Origin of the sequence: Staphylococcus sp. Marseille-Q1834 (genome assembly GCF_916858875.1) — a bacterium.
Classification (GTDB): Bacteria; Bacillota; Bacilli; order Staphylococcales; family Staphylococcaceae; genus Staphylococcus; species Staphylococcus pragensis.
On record NZ_CAKASN010000001.1, the window covers coordinates 816313 to 833164 of the forward strand.

Genomic DNA, 16852 nt, shown 5'->3' on the forward strand with positions numbered 1-16852 from the left:
TAATTCATGCAAACAACATTTATTTATTCATTAAAATTTTATAATCTCATCTTATAAATATTTTATTTTAATGTTGTATTTTCTTTTAACTCATTTATAATATATGTATTAGGCCTAAGCTTAAAATTTAATACTGGAGGACATCAAGATTTGAAACAACATTTGAAACAGAAATTCTCTATTAGAAAGTTCACAGTCGGTACTGGTTCTGTCTTATTAGGAACGTTTCTAATTTTGAGTGTTCATGATGTAGCTCATGCGAGCGAATTGAACACTAACAACACGAAATCAACAACGGCTAATAGCTCAGCAAATGCTGATGCTCAAGCCCCAGTAACTCAAGCACCTACGAAAGAGGCTTCTCAAACTGAAACAACAAATAAAGATAATACAGTTGCTACAGAAACTCCGACAACTGAAGTGCAAGCTAGTGAACAGTCAAGTACTCAACATAACACTGTTGCTGATAACTCAGCGACGCCTAAAACTGAAGTTGCCCCTTCTTCAACAACTAAAGGTGAAGACAGAGAAGCAAAAACGGAAGCTGCTCCTCAAACTGAAACAAATACAATTACAGCCGCTTCAGATACAACAAGTCAACCAGCAGTACATAAACGCTCACGTCGCTCAGCTACTGCACCACTCTCATCGGAAGGTATATTAGAAAATAATGCTACAACAGCATCACCAAACATGGATGATCCTAATGGAGCAACAATTCAAAGTAGACCTGTTAAGATTCCAAAAGCTAAAGATCCTAACACAATTCCTACACAAAACGTACTATTCGAAAAAAATCCAGATCCTAATCAATATACTTTTGCGATTACTGACTTGAAAGACTTTAACGCTTCGTATCATACAAAATATTATTATCGTTTATCAAAACCATTTGATGACTCTAAAAATGTAACGATTGAATTAGTAGATGGTGAAACAAACGCCGTAGTAGAAACTAAACGTATTAATTCACCTGGAACTGTATCAATAGGTGAAACTTCTTTAGCAAGAGTTGTCGCTGCACGTGATCCTAAAAAAGCGAAATACGGTCATATTAATTTTACGTTTTTACAAACGTTAGACTCATTTAACAAGACGCTTTCAACAATCAGAGGACGTTTCGCAATAGATGACCAAGGTAGCTTAGAGAATGAACGTAGTGGTATGCAAATCTATGACGTATTTAACCAAGCAAATGAAGGTACAACAATCACGGACCCTCAATACTATGTGCCTGAGGTTGTCCCTCAAATTACTTACTATCGTGTCGTAAATAAAAACAACCCTACTTATCAAGCGAATAAAACCGATGTTAATGCGCAAACATACGAACCAAATGAGACTGAAACAGAACTTGCGCGTTATGTAATAAAAGGTATGGATGGTCAAACATACAATGCATCAAACGTGCGACAATTTGAAGGCTATCATTTATATCAAATGGCAGATCCTGCTAACATGACTGGTCCTATTACGCGTCCTTATCAAGTAGGTTTAAGATACGTAGATGCCGAAACTAATAATGGTGGGGTTAAACGTATTAAAGAAATCGTTGAAGAGGATGGTACAACTCGCGTAGAAGTTTGGACATTATCGGCGGACCATATGTCTGAATCAGCTAAAAACACAGGTATCGATACAACAAATTATGTCAAAGTATACGAAACAACATTAAAGCCTGGTCAAAGAAATATGAATGATTTAGGTAAGGAAATTTCGATTCCTGGTTATTCTAAACCATTTAAAATTCTTGACGCTAGCCAAGGTGATGGTGCGGTAGGTAACGTTTTCGTACCTGACCAAACAATTAAAGGTGTTCAAGTAGGTCGTGGTAGTAACTTCCGTTTACAAAACTTATTAACGAAAGCACACCCTGTTATCTACTATTACACTAAGATTGAACCAGTAGAGGTAACATTATCTGCTAGAAAAGTAGTTAAACGTAATACTTCTTTACCAGGCGGGCAACTAACTAATGGACAATTTACATTCAATATCGTAGCTGGACCAAATTCACCAGCCATCCCAGCTGCATCTCAATCTAAAACAAATGCAGCAGACGGTTCGGTAACGTTTGATAAAATTTCATTTACTAAACCAGGTACGTACACTTATACAATAACTGAAAATAAAACTAACTTAAGTCCAGATTATGATGCTGAGCCTTTAACAGTGACTGCAACAGTTACAGTCACTGAAGAAAACGGTGTCTTAAAATCAAATGTAGCTTATGCTTATAATTCTGATACTGATGGGAACCAAGCATTTACAAACTATTATGTTGCACCAAAACAATTAAATTTTGATGTACATTTCACTAAAGATTTAACTGGTCGTCCATTAACTGATGGCGAATTCCATTTCAATATGAAAAATGCTGCTGGTGAAGTCATTGCCACAGGTACAAATGATGCTCAAGGTCAAATTAACTTTGAATTCATCGATGGTAAACGTCCTACTTACACAAATACTGACGCAGGTAGAACTTTCACTTATACAGTTGAAGAAGTGCCTGGTAGCGAACAAGGCGTAACTTACGATCCGATGAAAGCTACAGTAACTGTTAATGTTACTAAAACTCAAAACCAAGACTTACATGTGCTCACTGTAACTTCTGTAGCACCTAGAGATACTGAATTCAATAACGTTTATACACCTACTCCTGCTAAAGCAAAAATTGAGTTCACTAAAGTATTAGCAGGTAAAAAATTAACAGATGGCGCTTTTGAATTCACTCTTTCTGAAGATGGAGAAGTACTTCAAACAGTTAGAAATGTAAATGGTAAGGTAACATTCCAAGATATTTCTTATAGTAGTGAAGGAAACCATACTTACACTATCCAAGAAGTTAGAGGCACAGACGCAAACATCGATTATGACCCAATGGTGGCAACTGTAAACGTTAACGTTATCGAAGATCCATCTACACATAATCTTGAAGCAATCGTTGACAATCCTCAAGATACTGAATTTGATAACTACTATGTTGCACCTAAACAATTAAATTTTGACGTGGACTTCACTAAAGATTTAGCTGGTCGTCCTTTACGCGATGGCGAATTCCACTTCAACATGAAAAATGCTGCTGGCGAAGTCATTGCCACAGGTACAAACAATGAAAATGGACGAATTACATTTACATTTGTTGATGGCAAACGTCCTACTTATACAAATACAGATGCTGGTAAATCATTCACTTATACTGTGGAAGAAGTGCCAAGTGATGAACTAGGTATTACAAGTGACCCTATGAAAGCCACTGTTACCGTTAATGTAACAAAATCTGAAGACCAAGGTCTTCGTGTACTTACAGTAACATCTGTTGCACCTAAAGATACTGAGTTCAATAACTTATTCACATCAACACCTATAAAAGCGAAAATTGAATTGACTAAAACTTTAGCTGGTAAAGCATTAACTGACGGTGAATTCCAATTCACACTTTCTGAAAATGATGAAGTCATTCAAACTGTGACAAACCAAAACGGTAAAATAGTATTCGACAACCTCACATATACTGAAAAAGGCATGCATATGTACAATGTTAAAGAGGTAGTTGGTACTGATACAAATATCGACTATGATCCGATGGTAGCCGTAGTATTAGTCAATGTAATTGAAGATCCTTCAACTGGTGGTTTAGAAGCTGTCATCGTTAACCCTGACGATACTGAATTCGACAACTACTACGTTAAACCAAAAGAATTAGACTTTGGTGTTAAATTCACTAAAGAACTAGCTGGTCGTCCATTACAAGATGGTGAATTCCACTTCAATATGAAAGATGCAAACGGTGAAGTGATTGCGACTGGTACTAACAACGCAGCTGGTGAAATCACATTTACATTTGTTGATGGTAAACGTCCTACTTATACAAATGCTGATGCTGGTAAATCATTCACTTATACTGTGGAAGAAGTGCCTAGTGATGAACAAGGTATGATTAGCGACCCTATGAAAGCAACTGTTACAGTGAATGTAACGAAAGACTTACATGTTCTTACTGCAACATCTGTTGCACCTAAAGATACTGAGTTCAATAACTTATTCACATCAACACCTATAAAAGCGAAAATTGAATTGACTAAAGTGTTAACTGGTAAAGCATTGACTGACGGTGAATTCCAATTCACACTTTCTGAAAATGGTGAAGTAATTCAAACCGTTACTAACAAAGACGGCAAAGTTTCATTCGATGAAATTTCTTACAACGAAGAAGGACTTCATACTTATACCGTTAAAGAGGTAACTGGCACAGATAGTAATATCGACTATGATCCTATGGAAGCAACAGTTACAGTAAATGTAACGAAAAATAGCACAACTGGTAACTACGAAGCTACTGTCATTACACCTGATGACACTGAATTCGATAACTTCTATGTTGCACCTAAAGAATTAAACTTTGATGTAGAATTCACTAAAGCATTAACAGGTCGCGACTTAAAAGATCAAGAATTCCAATTCAATATGAAAGATGCGAATGGCGAAGTCATTGCGACTGGTACTAATAATGCAGAAGGTAAAATCTCATTTACATTTGTAGATGGTAAACGTCCTACTTATACAAATGCAGATGCTGGTAAAACATTTACTTACACTGTTGAAGAAGTACCAAGTACAGAAGTAGGTGTTACAAGTGATACAATGAAAGCCACTGTAACAGTGAATGTAACGAAAGACTTACATGTCCTTACTGCAACATCTGTTGCACCGGCAGACACTGAGTTCAATAATACTTTTGTACCACCAACACCGCCAACACCACACTTCCAACCTGAAAAATTCGATTTATCAGTAGAAAAATTTGATATCACAGGTAACAAATTATTAGATGATGATAGCGAATTGGCAAATAAATATGCTGATACAGCTAGCAATCCATATGCAGATCAAACTGATAATAATGAACCTGAAAATATTAACACGAAAGAATTAAATCGTGGAGATACTATCGTTTACCAAGTATGGTTAGATACTACGAAATTAACTGAAGCGAATAAGATTAATAAACTTGGTATTACTGATGATTACGATGAAACAACTGTTGAAGTAAGCGATATTAAAGCTTACGATAGCGTAACTGGTCAAGATGTGACTCACTTATTCGATATTACGAATGAAAATGGTATCATCACAGCAACTACTAAAGAAAGTTTAGTAACTGACCACGTCATCGATAGTACTCAAATGCCATTTGGCCGTTACTACAAATTTGATATCGTTGGTACTGTTAAAGCTGACGCAGTCGGTGGAAAAGAAATTACAAACGTAGCTAACCAATCTGCTCAATTCTTTAACCCAGTTAAAGGTGGCAATGAAGTACCACCTCCACCAACAACTGAAAAACGTATTAATAAAGTGAAACCTGAACCAGCTAATATCGAACTTAAAGTCACTAAGAAACTTGAAGGTGGAGACCTTAAAGGCGGAGACTTCACATTCGTATTAACTGATTTAGATCATCCTGAACAACCAGTTCAACAAGCTACTAACGATGCAAATGGTAATGTGAAATTCTTGCCAATTAAATATAATGAAGTTGGCACTCATTCTTACCTTGTAACTGAAAAAGTAGGTACAGAAACTGATGTGGATTACGATAGAATGACTATCGCAGTTAACATAGAGGTAACTAGAGACGAAGTTACTGGTAACTTAAAAACAAACGTTAAATACGTAAGCACAGGCGGTAAATCTGTTGGTGCAAACGATACTGAGTTTAATAACACTGTTATTCCACCAGTACCACCAACACCACACTTCCAACCTGAAAAATTCGATTTATCTGTTCCGAAATTTGATTTAACTGGTAATAAATTATTAGACGACGATAGTGAATTAGCAAACAAATATACTGATACAGCTAACAACCCTTATGCTGATCAAACTGATAATAATGAACCTGAAAATATTAATACAAAAGCATTAAGCCATGGTGACACAATCGTTTACCAAGTATGGTTAGACACAACTCAATTAACTGCTGCTAACAAAATTAATCAATTAGGTATTACCGATGATTATGATGAATCAAGCGTAGAAGTTTCTGATATCAAAGCTTATGATGGCGTAACTGGTCAAGATGTGACTCATTTATTCGATATCGTTAACAATAATGGTGTAATCACTGCGACTACTAAAGAAAGTTTAGTAAAAGATCACGTGATTGATAATGAACAAATGCCATTTGGACGTTACTATAAATTTGATATCGTTGGTACTGTTAAAGCTGATGCAGTTGGCGGAAAAGAAATTACAAACGTAGCTAACCAATCTGCTCAATTCTTTAACCCAGTTAAAGGTGGCAATGAAGTACCACCTCCACCATCAACTGAAAAACGTATCAATAAAGTGAAACCTGAACCAGCGAACATCGAACTTAAAGTCACTAAGAAACTTGAAGGTGGAGAACTTAAAGGTGGCGACTTTACATTCGTATTAACTGATTTAGAAAATCCTGATCAACCAGTTCAACAAGCTACTAACGATGCAAATGGTAATGTAAAATTCTTACCAATTAAATATAACGAAGTAGGTAAGCACTCTTACCTTGTAACTGAAAAAGTTGGTACAGAAGCTAACGTTCATTACGATACAATGTCAATCATCGTTAATGTTGATGTAACTAAAGACGAAGTTACTGGCAACTTAAAAACACATGTGAACTATGTAAGTACAGGCGGTAATTCTATTGGCTCAAACGATACTGAGTTCAACAATACAATTACTCCACCGCCACCAGTAGTTCCGCCAACACCGGTATATCAACCTGAAAAATTTGATTTATCAGTCGAAAAATTCGATTTAACTGGTAATAAATTATTAGATGATGACAGCGAATTAGCGAATAAATACGCTGATACAAATAAAAACCCTTACGCTGACCAAACTAATAATAATGAACCTGAAAATATCAACACGAAAGAACTAAACCGTGGAGATAAAATCGTTTACCAAGTATGGTTGGATACTACGAAATTAACTGAAGCGAATAAAATCAATAAATTAGGTATTACTGATGATTACGATGAGTCTAGCGTAGATGTACAAAGTATCAAAGCTTATGATGGCGTAACTGGTCAAGATGTATCTTACTTATTCGACATCGTTAACAATAATGGTGTTATCACAGCTACATCTAAAGAAAGCCTAGTGAAAGATCATGTCATCGATAACGAACAAATGCCATTTGGACGTTACTATAAATTTGATATCGTCGGTACAGTGAAAGCTGACGCAGTAGCTGGAAAAGATTTCACTAACATTGCGAACCAATCTGTTCAATACTTCAATCCAGTTAAAGGTGGCAATGAGGTACCACCTCCACCACCATCAGAAAAACGTGTAAACAAAGTAAAACCAGCACCAGCTGATATCGAACTTAAAGTGACTAAGAAACTTGAAGGTGGTCAACTTAAAGGTGGAGACTTCACATTCGTATTAACTGATTTGGATAATCCTAACCAAGTCGTTCAAGAAGTAACAAATGATGCGAATGGTATTGTGAAATTCTCAACAATGAAATATAAAGAAGTAGGTACACATTCTTACCTTGTTACTGAAAAAGTTGGAACAGATGCAAATGTAGATTACGATGCAATGAACATTTTAGTTAACGTTAATGTAACTAAAGATGAAACTACAGGTAATCTTAAAGCAGCTGTGAAATATATCAGTACAGGTGGTAAATCTATTGGTGCAAATGATACTGAATTTAACAACACAGTTAAACCTCCAGTACCGCCAACACCAGTGGTACAACCTGAGAAATTTGATTTATCAGTTGAAAAATTCGACTTAACTGGTAAGAAATTATTAGACGATGATAGTGAGTTAGCGAATAAATACGCTGATACAAATAAAAACCCATACGCTGATCAAACAAGTAACAATGAACCTGAAAATATTAATACAAAAGCATTAAATCGTGGAGATAAAATCGTTTACCAAGTATGGTTAGATACTACGAAATTAACTGAAGCGAATAAAATTAATAAATTAGGTATTACTGATGATTACGATGAATCAAGCGTAGCTATACAGCACATTAAAGCTTATGACGGTGTTACTGGCCAAGATGTGACTCACTTATTCGATATTGTTGATACAAATGGTGTCATCACAGCAACTACTAAAGAAAACTTAGTAAAAGACCATGTGATTGATAACGCACAAATGCCATTTGGACGTTACTACAAATTTGACATTGTTGGTGTAATTAGAAATGATGCTAAAGCTAATAAAGACATCACTAACGTGGCTAACCAATCTGTTCAATTCTTTAACCCAGTTAAAGGTGGCAATGAGGTACCACCTCCACCAACAACTGAAAAACGTATTAACAAAGTCAAACCAGTACCAGCAAAATTCGAATTCAAAGTGACTAAGAAACTTGAAGGTGGTCAACTTAAAGGTGGAGATTACACATTCATCTTAACTGACTTAAATAGTCCTGATCACCCAGTTCAATTAGCAACAAACGATGTTAATGGTAAAGTGAACTTCTTACCAATTAAATTCGATAAAGTAGGAACTTACTCTTACCTAATCACTGAAAAAGTGGGTACAGACCAAAATATCGACTACGATACAATGTCAATCGTAGCTACTGTAGTTGTAACTGAAAATCCAACTACAGGTGACTTACAAGCGAAAGTAAGTTACATCAGTACAGGTGGTAAAGCAATTGGATTAGATGATACTGAGTTTAACAATAAAGTTAAACCACCAGTACCACCAAAACCTGACAAACCACCATATTGCCCACCACGTCATCCAGGTAAGCCACCGGTTCATCCGCCACATCATCCGGGTAAACCACCGGTTCCACCTAAAACACCAGGTGTACCACCGACACATCACGTGCCACCTACACCTGAACAACCAAATAAACCTAAACATCTTCCTAAAACTGGTAGCGAAGAAACTAACACTAACGCACCATTATTAGCTACAATGTTTGCAGGTTTAGGTAGCATCTTATTATTTGGTAGAAGAAGAAAAAAAGAAGATAAATAATCTCCTTTAACTGCCAAAAGACCTAAGAAGACTTTGCTCTTCTTAGGTCTTTTTTTATACTATAAAAGTGACACAAGACATGTTTAGCCTTGTATCACTTCTCATAAGCTTTCAAAACAATATTTAACATTTTTTCGATATAATCTTCATCTAGTACATTAGGTTTAATTAAAATATTAAAATAAATTGGCGAAAAAATTAAATCAATAAATATATCTTGATCTGCTTCATTAATATGTCTAGCCACAATAGCTTTTAAACTCTTACGATTACTTTCAAAGTAACCTTTCATAAAAAGTTCGCGTGCTTCACTTTGTTGATTACTAATCAATATTTCAATAACTGCGCGTCCCAAATTTGTTTTATAAACTTCCATAATTCTTACTAAAAATGAATATAAATCGCTATATAAATCTTCATATTCATGTTCAAAAACTTGAGTTCGACTGACAAACATATCTACAATAATTGAGGATTTATCTTTCCAACGTCGATATACTGTAGCTTTAGATATACCTGTATTCTCTGCAAGTTGATCAATTGTAATTTCTCTAAAATGTGTCGTTTCTAATAACTTATCTATTTCATTAAATATTTTATGATTGATTGTTGGATCTTTCGGTCTTCCAGCCATGTTTTCCCCTTCTTAAATGTGCAATAAATTCTACTAGTTCAAATATGATTACCGCACTAACAAACCATACGATAAATCCTACTACAATACTTAATAACCATTGATTAGTATAGTATAGCATCGCCCAAGTGGCTAAGATACTAAATAATACACCAGTCATTCCAAAAACAGCGCCCCTACTCACGTGCTTCGCAATGACATCGCCGTGTTGCATGCCCGTAATAAATAGTGAAACTAAAAAGACTGCAGGTAATGTAGCAAATACTCCACCTAATTCTTTCCAAGGTAAAATAACTGAAATAATATAGCTTAATGTGACTGCCATGCCACCAACAAGAAATTTGATAAATGCTAATTTCATTGAAAATGCCTCCAACTATTACGAAATATGTCTAATTGCAAAAATAGAAAGTGAAATAACGACCCAGCAAATTAATGCAAAAATCGTTCCTCGTTTATAATCTCTTTTACTGATGTAGAGAGAAGTTAAAAAGACAGTAACAATACATGAAATGATGCCGATAACCGCACCAGCACTTAAATGAATCGACATTTGAACTAACTTGTCTCCACGATGGTCTATAGCTAATGCGATGATAGCTGCGAGGTAGACTGCGGGCATAGTTGCAATAATACCTCCCATTTTACCTCCAACTTTTTCAGCCATAATAGAAGCAAAGGCGACTGCCAATCCGCCAATCACAAAATGAAGTATAGCACTTGAAATTGAGAACACTTTGAAACCCTTCTTCATTAATTATTAAACGAAACGTTTCGTTTAATAATATTGTAAAACTAAACAACTCAGTTGTAAATATCGAATGAAATATCATTAATTTTCAAATTATTACATCTGTTCTCATGTATATCACTCTTTTCTCAAAACACAAAAACCTCCTTTCACGCTTAGCTAAATCTAGCATATTGTGAAAGGAGGATAGTTTTACTTCTTATAAATTTTAATTTTAATTTCGTAATAATCACCATGGTCTTTATCACGTTGTTCTACGCGTATACCTGATGATTCGATAGCCTGTATACTTTTTCCAACTTCATCTCGAGCTTGCGTTAAGTCTTTCTCAAATTGAAAATTCTGAGCTTTAACTTTTTCCGGTCCGATTTTTTGTTTTACACGGGCTTCTGTTTGTTTAACATTTAATTTTTGGCTTATTACTTGTTCAATCAACTTTTCTTGTTCTTCATGTTCAAGAGATAGCACCGCACGGGCATGACGCTCTGAAATCTTACCTTCTCGTAAGCGCGTAATGACTTTCGGCGCTAATTTCAATAATCTTAATTTATTCGCAATAAAGCTTTGGCTTTTACCTAAACTCTTAGCAAGTTCACTTTGCGTTGTTTCGCCAATCTCAAGTAACTTTTTATAAGCTTCCGCTTCTTCTACCGCAGACAAGTTTTCACGTTGAATATTCTCAATCAACGCAACTACTGCTGTTTCTTCATCATTCATATTTCGAATAATCACGTCTGCTTGAGCTTTATGCAAAGATTGTAACGCACGGAAGCGTCGCTCACCTGCGATAATTTCATACATATTCTCTTCGATAGGTCGTACAACAATCGGCTGTAATAATCCATGTTCGTCAATCGATTCAGCAAGTTCTGTAATTTTACTCGCATCAAAGACTTGTCGTGGTTGATAACGGTTAGGTACGATACGCTCAATTTGAATGGATTCAACGCTTGAATTACGATCTTCTTCAATGTATCCAACGATGTCATCTTTATTTTTCAATCCAAATAATTTTGAAAAAGGTTTTTTCATTATCCATTCACTCCTCTTAAAATTAATTTTAACACGAGTTCACTATTAATTTTCTAATAAAGGAGATTTATTAGGCGTACCGGGCTTTCTAGGATACTTCTTAGATGTTTGGCGACGTTTATCAATAATGATCATTTGTCTTTCGCCAGCATCTTCAGGTAAGTCGAATGTATACGAATCACTGAAGACGCCACCTAAAATACCAATCCCATAATGCGCTTCTTCTAACTCTTCTTCTCCTTTTGAAGACTTCAACGCGATGAAGTGCCCGCCTTTTTTAACTAAAGGTAAGCATAATTCACTTAAAACAGTTAATCTTGCTACGGCACGTGCCGTCACCACATCATAAGTTTCTCGATTAACACCTTTACCAAATGTTTCGGCGCGATCGTGGACAAAGCTGACTTCTGTTAAACCAAGTTCAGCAGCTAAATGATTTAAGAATTGAATACGTTTATTTAAAGAATCAACGATGGTTACTTTTAACTCTGGATAAACAATTTTCAATGGAATACTTGGGAATCCAGCGCCTGCACCTACATCACAGATAGTCAGTGGTTGGTTAAAGTCATAATAAAAGCTTGGTGTAATAGAATCATAGAAGTGTTTCAAATAAACTTCATGTTCATCCGTAATACTTGTCAAATTCATTTTTTCATTCCATTCAACAAGCAATTTATAGTACGTTTCAAATTGTTCTTTTTGTTTATCTGATAATTCAATTCCATGTTCACTTAATTCTTTAGATAGCCATTCTACGCCACTCATTAACTTTTCACCCTTTGCAATTTACCTTGTTCTAAATACACAAGTAAGATTGAGATATCTGCTGGATTTACGCCTGATATACGTGATGCTTGCGCAATATTTAACGGTTTAACTTCAGCTAATTTTTCACGCGCTTCAGTCGCTAAACTATCCACTTTACTGTAATCTAAGTCTTCTGGAATTTTCTTCTCTTCCATACGTTTTACTTTTTCAACTTGTTGTAATGATTTATTGATATAACCTTCATATTTCGTTTGAATTTCGACTTGCTCTTCAACCGCTTCAGGTAATTTATGGTCTTCTTCTAAGATTTCTAAGATTGTATCATAAGTCATTTCAGGACGACGTAGTAAATCAATAGCTAAGATACCGTCTTTAAGACGTGAACCACCATTTGCTTCAATAACAGATTGTGTATGCTCATTAGGTTTAATTCGAATATTTTTTAAGCGTTCAATTTCGTCTTCAATTTGTTGACGTTTTTCGTTAAAGCGTGCATAACGTTCTTCTGAAATCATTCCTAATTCATGACCTACATCTGTTAAACGTAAGTCTGCATTATCATGACGAAGTAATAAACGATATTCAGCACGAGACGTTAATAAACGATATGGCTCGTTCGTACCTTTTGTCACTAAGTCGTCGATTAATACACCGATATATGCATCTGAACGGCTTAAGATTTTTTCGCCTGTACCTAAAACTTTCCCTGCAGCATTAATCCCTGCCATGATACCTTGACCTGCCGCTTCTTCATATCCTGACGTACCGTTAATTTGACCCGCAGTGTATAAGTTTTTAATCATTTTAGTTTCTAATGTTGGCCATAATTGCGTTGGCACGATTGCGTCGTATTCAATGGCATAACCTGCACGCATCATGTCTGCCTTTTCAAGACCAGGAATCGTTGCTAACATTTCGCGTTGCACGTGTTCTGGAAGGCTTGTTGATAAACCTTGAACGTAAACTTCGTTCGTATTACGACCTTCAGGCTCTAAGAAAAGTTGGTGTCTAGGTTTATCATTGAAACGCACAAATTTGTCTTCAATTGATGGACAGTAACGTGGGCCAGTACCTTTAATCATTCCTGAGTACATAGCTGATAAATGTAAATTATCATCAATGACTTTATGCGTTTTATCATTTGTATACGTTAACCAACATGGAAGTTGATCTAAAATGTATTCTGTTGTTTCAAAGCTAAACGCACGTCCTACATCATCACCAGGTTGGATTTCTGTTTTAGAATAATCAATTGTTTTAGAATTCACGCGTGGTGGTGTACCTGTTTTGAAGCGCACGACTTCAAAGCCAAGCGCTCTTAAATTATCAGCTAAAGTAATTGAAGGAAGTTGGTGGTTCGGTCCACTTGAATATTTCATATTACCTAAGATAATTTCACCACGTAGGAAAGTACCTGTAGTAACGACAACCGCTTTGGCACGATATTCTGTTCCAATATTTGTGCGCACACCTTTGACTTCGTTATCTTCAATCATTAATTCATCTACCATGCCTTGCATGATATCTAAATTCTCTTCATCTTCAATCACACGTTTCATTTCTTGTTGATATAACACTTTATCTGCCTGTGCTCTTAATGCACGTACTGCCGGGCCTTTCCCAGTATTTAACATACGCATTTGGATATGCGTTTTATCAATTGCTTTCGCCATTTGGCCACCCAATGCGTCAATCTCACGTACTACAATACCTTTAGCTGGTCCCCCTACTGATGGGTTACATGGCATAAAGGCGATATTGTCTAAGTTAATTGTTAACATTAATGTTTTAGCGCCACGTCTTGCTGAAGCTAGGCCTGCTTCAATCCCAGCATGACCTGCTCCAATGACAATTACATCATATTCTTGAACCACTTTATTGACCTCCTTCATATATTCCTACTTTTTTTATTTATGAAAATTAAGACACCCTACCGTCTCGATTTTTTAATATTTATTAATAACTACTTACCTAAACAGAATTGACTAAATAATTGATCGATTAACTCGTCACTTGCAGATTCACCGATAATCTCACCAAGTAACTCCCAAGTACGTGTTAAATCGATTTGAACCATCTCCATTGGAATACCTGATTCAGCAGCATCAATGGCATCTTGAATGGCATGTCTTGCTTGTTTTAATAACGAAATGTGTCTTGAATTAGAAACATAAGTCATATCTTGGTTTTGAACTTCGCCACCAAAGAATAAATCTCTGATTTGAATTTCTAATTCATCGATACCTTCTTGTTTCAACATAGACGTTTGAATAAGTGGCGTATCGCCAATCATTTCTTTCACTTCTGCAATATCTAATTTTTGTTCTAAGTCAGTTTTATTAACAATAACAATCGCATCTTCATTTTTAATGACTTCATATAATGTACGATCTTCTTGTGTTAACGGTTCGTTATTATTAAGTACAAAAAGGATTAAGTCCGCTTCGCTTAATGCTTTACGCGAACGTTCTACACCGATTTTCTCTACAATATCTTCAGTGTCACGAATACCTGCCGTATCCACTAATCTTAACGGCACACCGCGAACATTAACATATTCTTCTAAGACGTCACGTGTCGTTCCTGCGACTTCCGTTACAATGGCTTTATTATCTTGAATAAGGTTATTTAACATTGAAGATTTACCTACGTTTGGTTTACCTACAATAACTGTTGAAAGTCCTTCTCTCATGATTTTACCTTGCGTACCAGTTTCTAATAGAAGGTTAATTTCGTTTTTTATTTTTTTAGACTGTTCTAATAAGAATTCAGTTGTCGCATCTTCAACATCGTCATATTCAGGATAATCAATATTCACTTCTACTTGAGCGAGAATTTCTAAAATAGATTGACGTTGGCGTTTAATTAAATCACTTAAACGACCTTCAATTTGGTTCATTGCTACTTTTGAAGCACGATCTGTTTTAGAACGAATGAAATCCATTACCGCTTCAGCTTGAGATAAATCAATACGTCCATTAAGGAAAGCACGCTTAGTGTATTCACCTGGTTCAGCTATTCTAGCACCATGCGTCATTGTAAGTTCTAAAATACGGTTGATCGTTAAAATACCACCGTGACAGTTGATTTCAATAATATCTTCACGCGTAAATGTTCTTGGCGCACGTAACACTGAAATCATTACTTCTTCGACAACTTCATTCGTTTCTGGATCTACTATATGCCCATAGTTAATCGTATGTGAATCTACGTCTTCTAATTTTTTCTTTCCTTTATATAGCTTATCTCCAATTTCTACTGCTTGTGGTCCAGATAAACGGACAATACCAATAGCACCTTCACCCATCGGCGTTGAAATACTAGTTATTGTATCAAAATCCATGATTATCCTCGCCTCCTTATCCAAGTAAAATTTCATTATAACATTGTAATTTGTTTCTTTTGAAAATGCGAATATCTTGATTTATAGCATCTAGGTAAGACTTCGGGTTGTCTGAAGTTAGACTGAAGTCTGTGTAGTATTCGCGATTTACTTTATCTTTTTATTAAATACTTTCGCAATCTTCAACACGTGCTCTAAACTACCTTGTATTTCTAATGTCGACATATCTTTCGCAGGTTGTCTTGCTATTACGATAATATCGCGAGCAATGAAATCTTGTTTGTGTACTTTAAAATTTTCTCTGATAGCTCTTTTAATTCTATTTCTAGTTACGGCATTTCCTAATTTTTTAGATACGCTAATTCCTAAGCGAAAATGTTCATTATTACTATTATAGGTGTAAACTACGAACTGTCTGTTTGCTACGGATTTACCCTTTTTATAAATAGTTTGAAAATCCGTATTCTTTTTTATACGATACGCCTTCTCCACGTTTACATCACTCGCTTATTTTATTCTCTACTTTAAATTTATCTATCTAGTTAACTATTTACGTTTGAATTCATACTTGAGACGCCTCAAACTACCTTTCAAACGAAAAAAAAGACCACTGAGAAGTCAGTGATCTTATGCTGATAAAACTTTACGGCCTTTACGACGACGACGCGCTAAAACTTTACGGCCATTTTTAGTGCTCATGCGTTTTCTGAAACCATGAACTTTACTATGTTTACGTTTATTTGGTTGATAAGTACGTTTTACCATGCAAAACACCTCCATCTACTTATTATCCAGTTCATTATTAATCTGAATGAACCTGATTATTTTAATAGATAAATTATACTTTCTGATATCAGAATTCTTGATTTAATTAAATTTTATCTAGTCATAATTCAAGCAACTACTACAATATAACAAATTACCATTTATAAAGCAAGCAGCATTTAAAAGCAAGCCTACATTTTTTTAATAAAATTTGCATTTTCTTCATTATTAATATTTATACATTTGTAGTTTCGAATCATCGAGCCGGTTTTATTCATTTTTAATACACGTTTATAAATTATTTCCCAAAACTGTTATAGTACATTTTTAGTTTCTGAAAAATAGTGCCCATTTTTTATCCACTTATTCACATATAGTATTGAAAATATTGTGGATAATCAAGTCATTATTCACAACTTTATACCTAATTTAACAACATATTCACACCCAATTGACATCTGTCCCGGTTAAAAAGTATAATTGTGTGGATAAGTCGTCTAACTCATTATTTTTACAGGATTTATTTATAGATTTT

The 16852-nt window shown here is 35.3% G+C and carries 10 protein-coding genes; 1 reads left to right on the forward strand and 9 read right to left on the reverse strand.

The annotated features are described in order from the left end of the window. The first annotated feature begins 150 nt into the window (after positions 1-150). Positions 151-9021, forward strand: a complete 8871-nt coding sequence (locus LIX58_RS04160) for a Spy0128 family protein (RefSeq protein WP_226386108.1) — start codon at positions 151-153, stop codon at positions 9019-9021. A gap of 94 nt (positions 9022-9115) precedes the next feature. Here the strand turns inward: LIX58_RS04160 and LIX58_RS04165 are convergent, their stop codons facing one another. From LIX58_RS04165 to rpmH, 9 genes are all read right to left on the reverse strand, one after another. Beyond that, on the reverse strand, positions 9116-9655 hold the full coding sequence (locus tag LIX58_RS04165; protein ID WP_154838335.1) for a TetR/AcrR family transcriptional regulator C-terminal ligand-binding domain-containing protein: 540 nt from the start codon (positions 9653-9655) through the stop codon (positions 9116-9118). After that, positions 9618-10016 carry a DUF3147 family protein gene (locus LIX58_RS04170; RefSeq protein ID WP_154838336.1) on the reverse strand — a complete coding sequence of 133 codons (399 nt, stop codon included), beginning with the start codon at positions 10014-10016 and terminating at the stop codon, positions 9618-9620. The genes LIX58_RS04165 and LIX58_RS04170 overlap by 38 nt, the downstream gene beginning before the upstream one ends. A gap of 18 nt (positions 10017-10034) precedes the next feature. Beyond that, a complete protein-coding gene (locus tag LIX58_RS04175) occupies positions 10035-10409 on the reverse strand; it encodes a DUF3147 family protein (protein WP_413470801.1) in 375 nt (124 codons plus the stop codon). Positions 10410-10598: 189 nt separating this feature from the next. Further along, a complete protein-coding gene (gene noc / locus LIX58_RS04180; RefSeq protein WP_154838337.1) occupies positions 10599-11438 on the reverse strand; it encodes a nucleoid occlusion protein in 840 nt (279 codons plus the stop codon). 45 nt (positions 11439-11483) lie between these two features. Next, on the reverse strand, positions 11484-12206 hold the full coding sequence (rsmG, locus tag LIX58_RS04185) for a 16S rRNA (guanine(527)-N(7))-methyltransferase RsmG (protein WP_126564599.1): 723 nt from the start codon (positions 12204-12206) through the stop codon (positions 11484-11486). After that, positions 12206-14083, reverse strand: a complete 1878-nt coding sequence (mnmG, locus tag LIX58_RS04190) for a tRNA uridine-5-carboxymethylaminomethyl(34) synthesis enzyme MnmG (RefSeq protein WP_226386109.1) — start codon at positions 14081-14083, stop codon at positions 12206-12208. The genes rsmG and mnmG overlap by 1 nt, the downstream gene beginning before the upstream one ends. Before the next feature lie 89 nt (positions 14084-14172). Beyond that, complete coding sequence (mnmE, locus tag LIX58_RS04195) at positions 14173-15552, reverse strand: tRNA uridine-5-carboxymethylaminomethyl(34) synthesis GTPase MnmE (protein WP_154838339.1); 1380 nt, start codon at positions 15550-15552, stop codon at positions 14173-14175. Positions 15553-15699: 147 nt separating this feature from the next. Continuing rightward, on the reverse strand, positions 15700-16044 hold the full coding sequence (gene rnpA / locus LIX58_RS04200) for a ribonuclease P protein component (protein WP_126564596.1): 345 nt from the start codon (positions 16042-16044) through the stop codon (positions 15700-15702). 135 nt (positions 16045-16179) lie between these two features. Beyond that, complete coding sequence (rpmH, locus tag LIX58_RS04205) at positions 16180-16317, reverse strand: 50S ribosomal protein L34 (protein WP_000240855.1); 138 nt, start codon at positions 16315-16317, stop codon at positions 16180-16182. Positions 16318-16852: the final 535 nt, after the last annotated feature.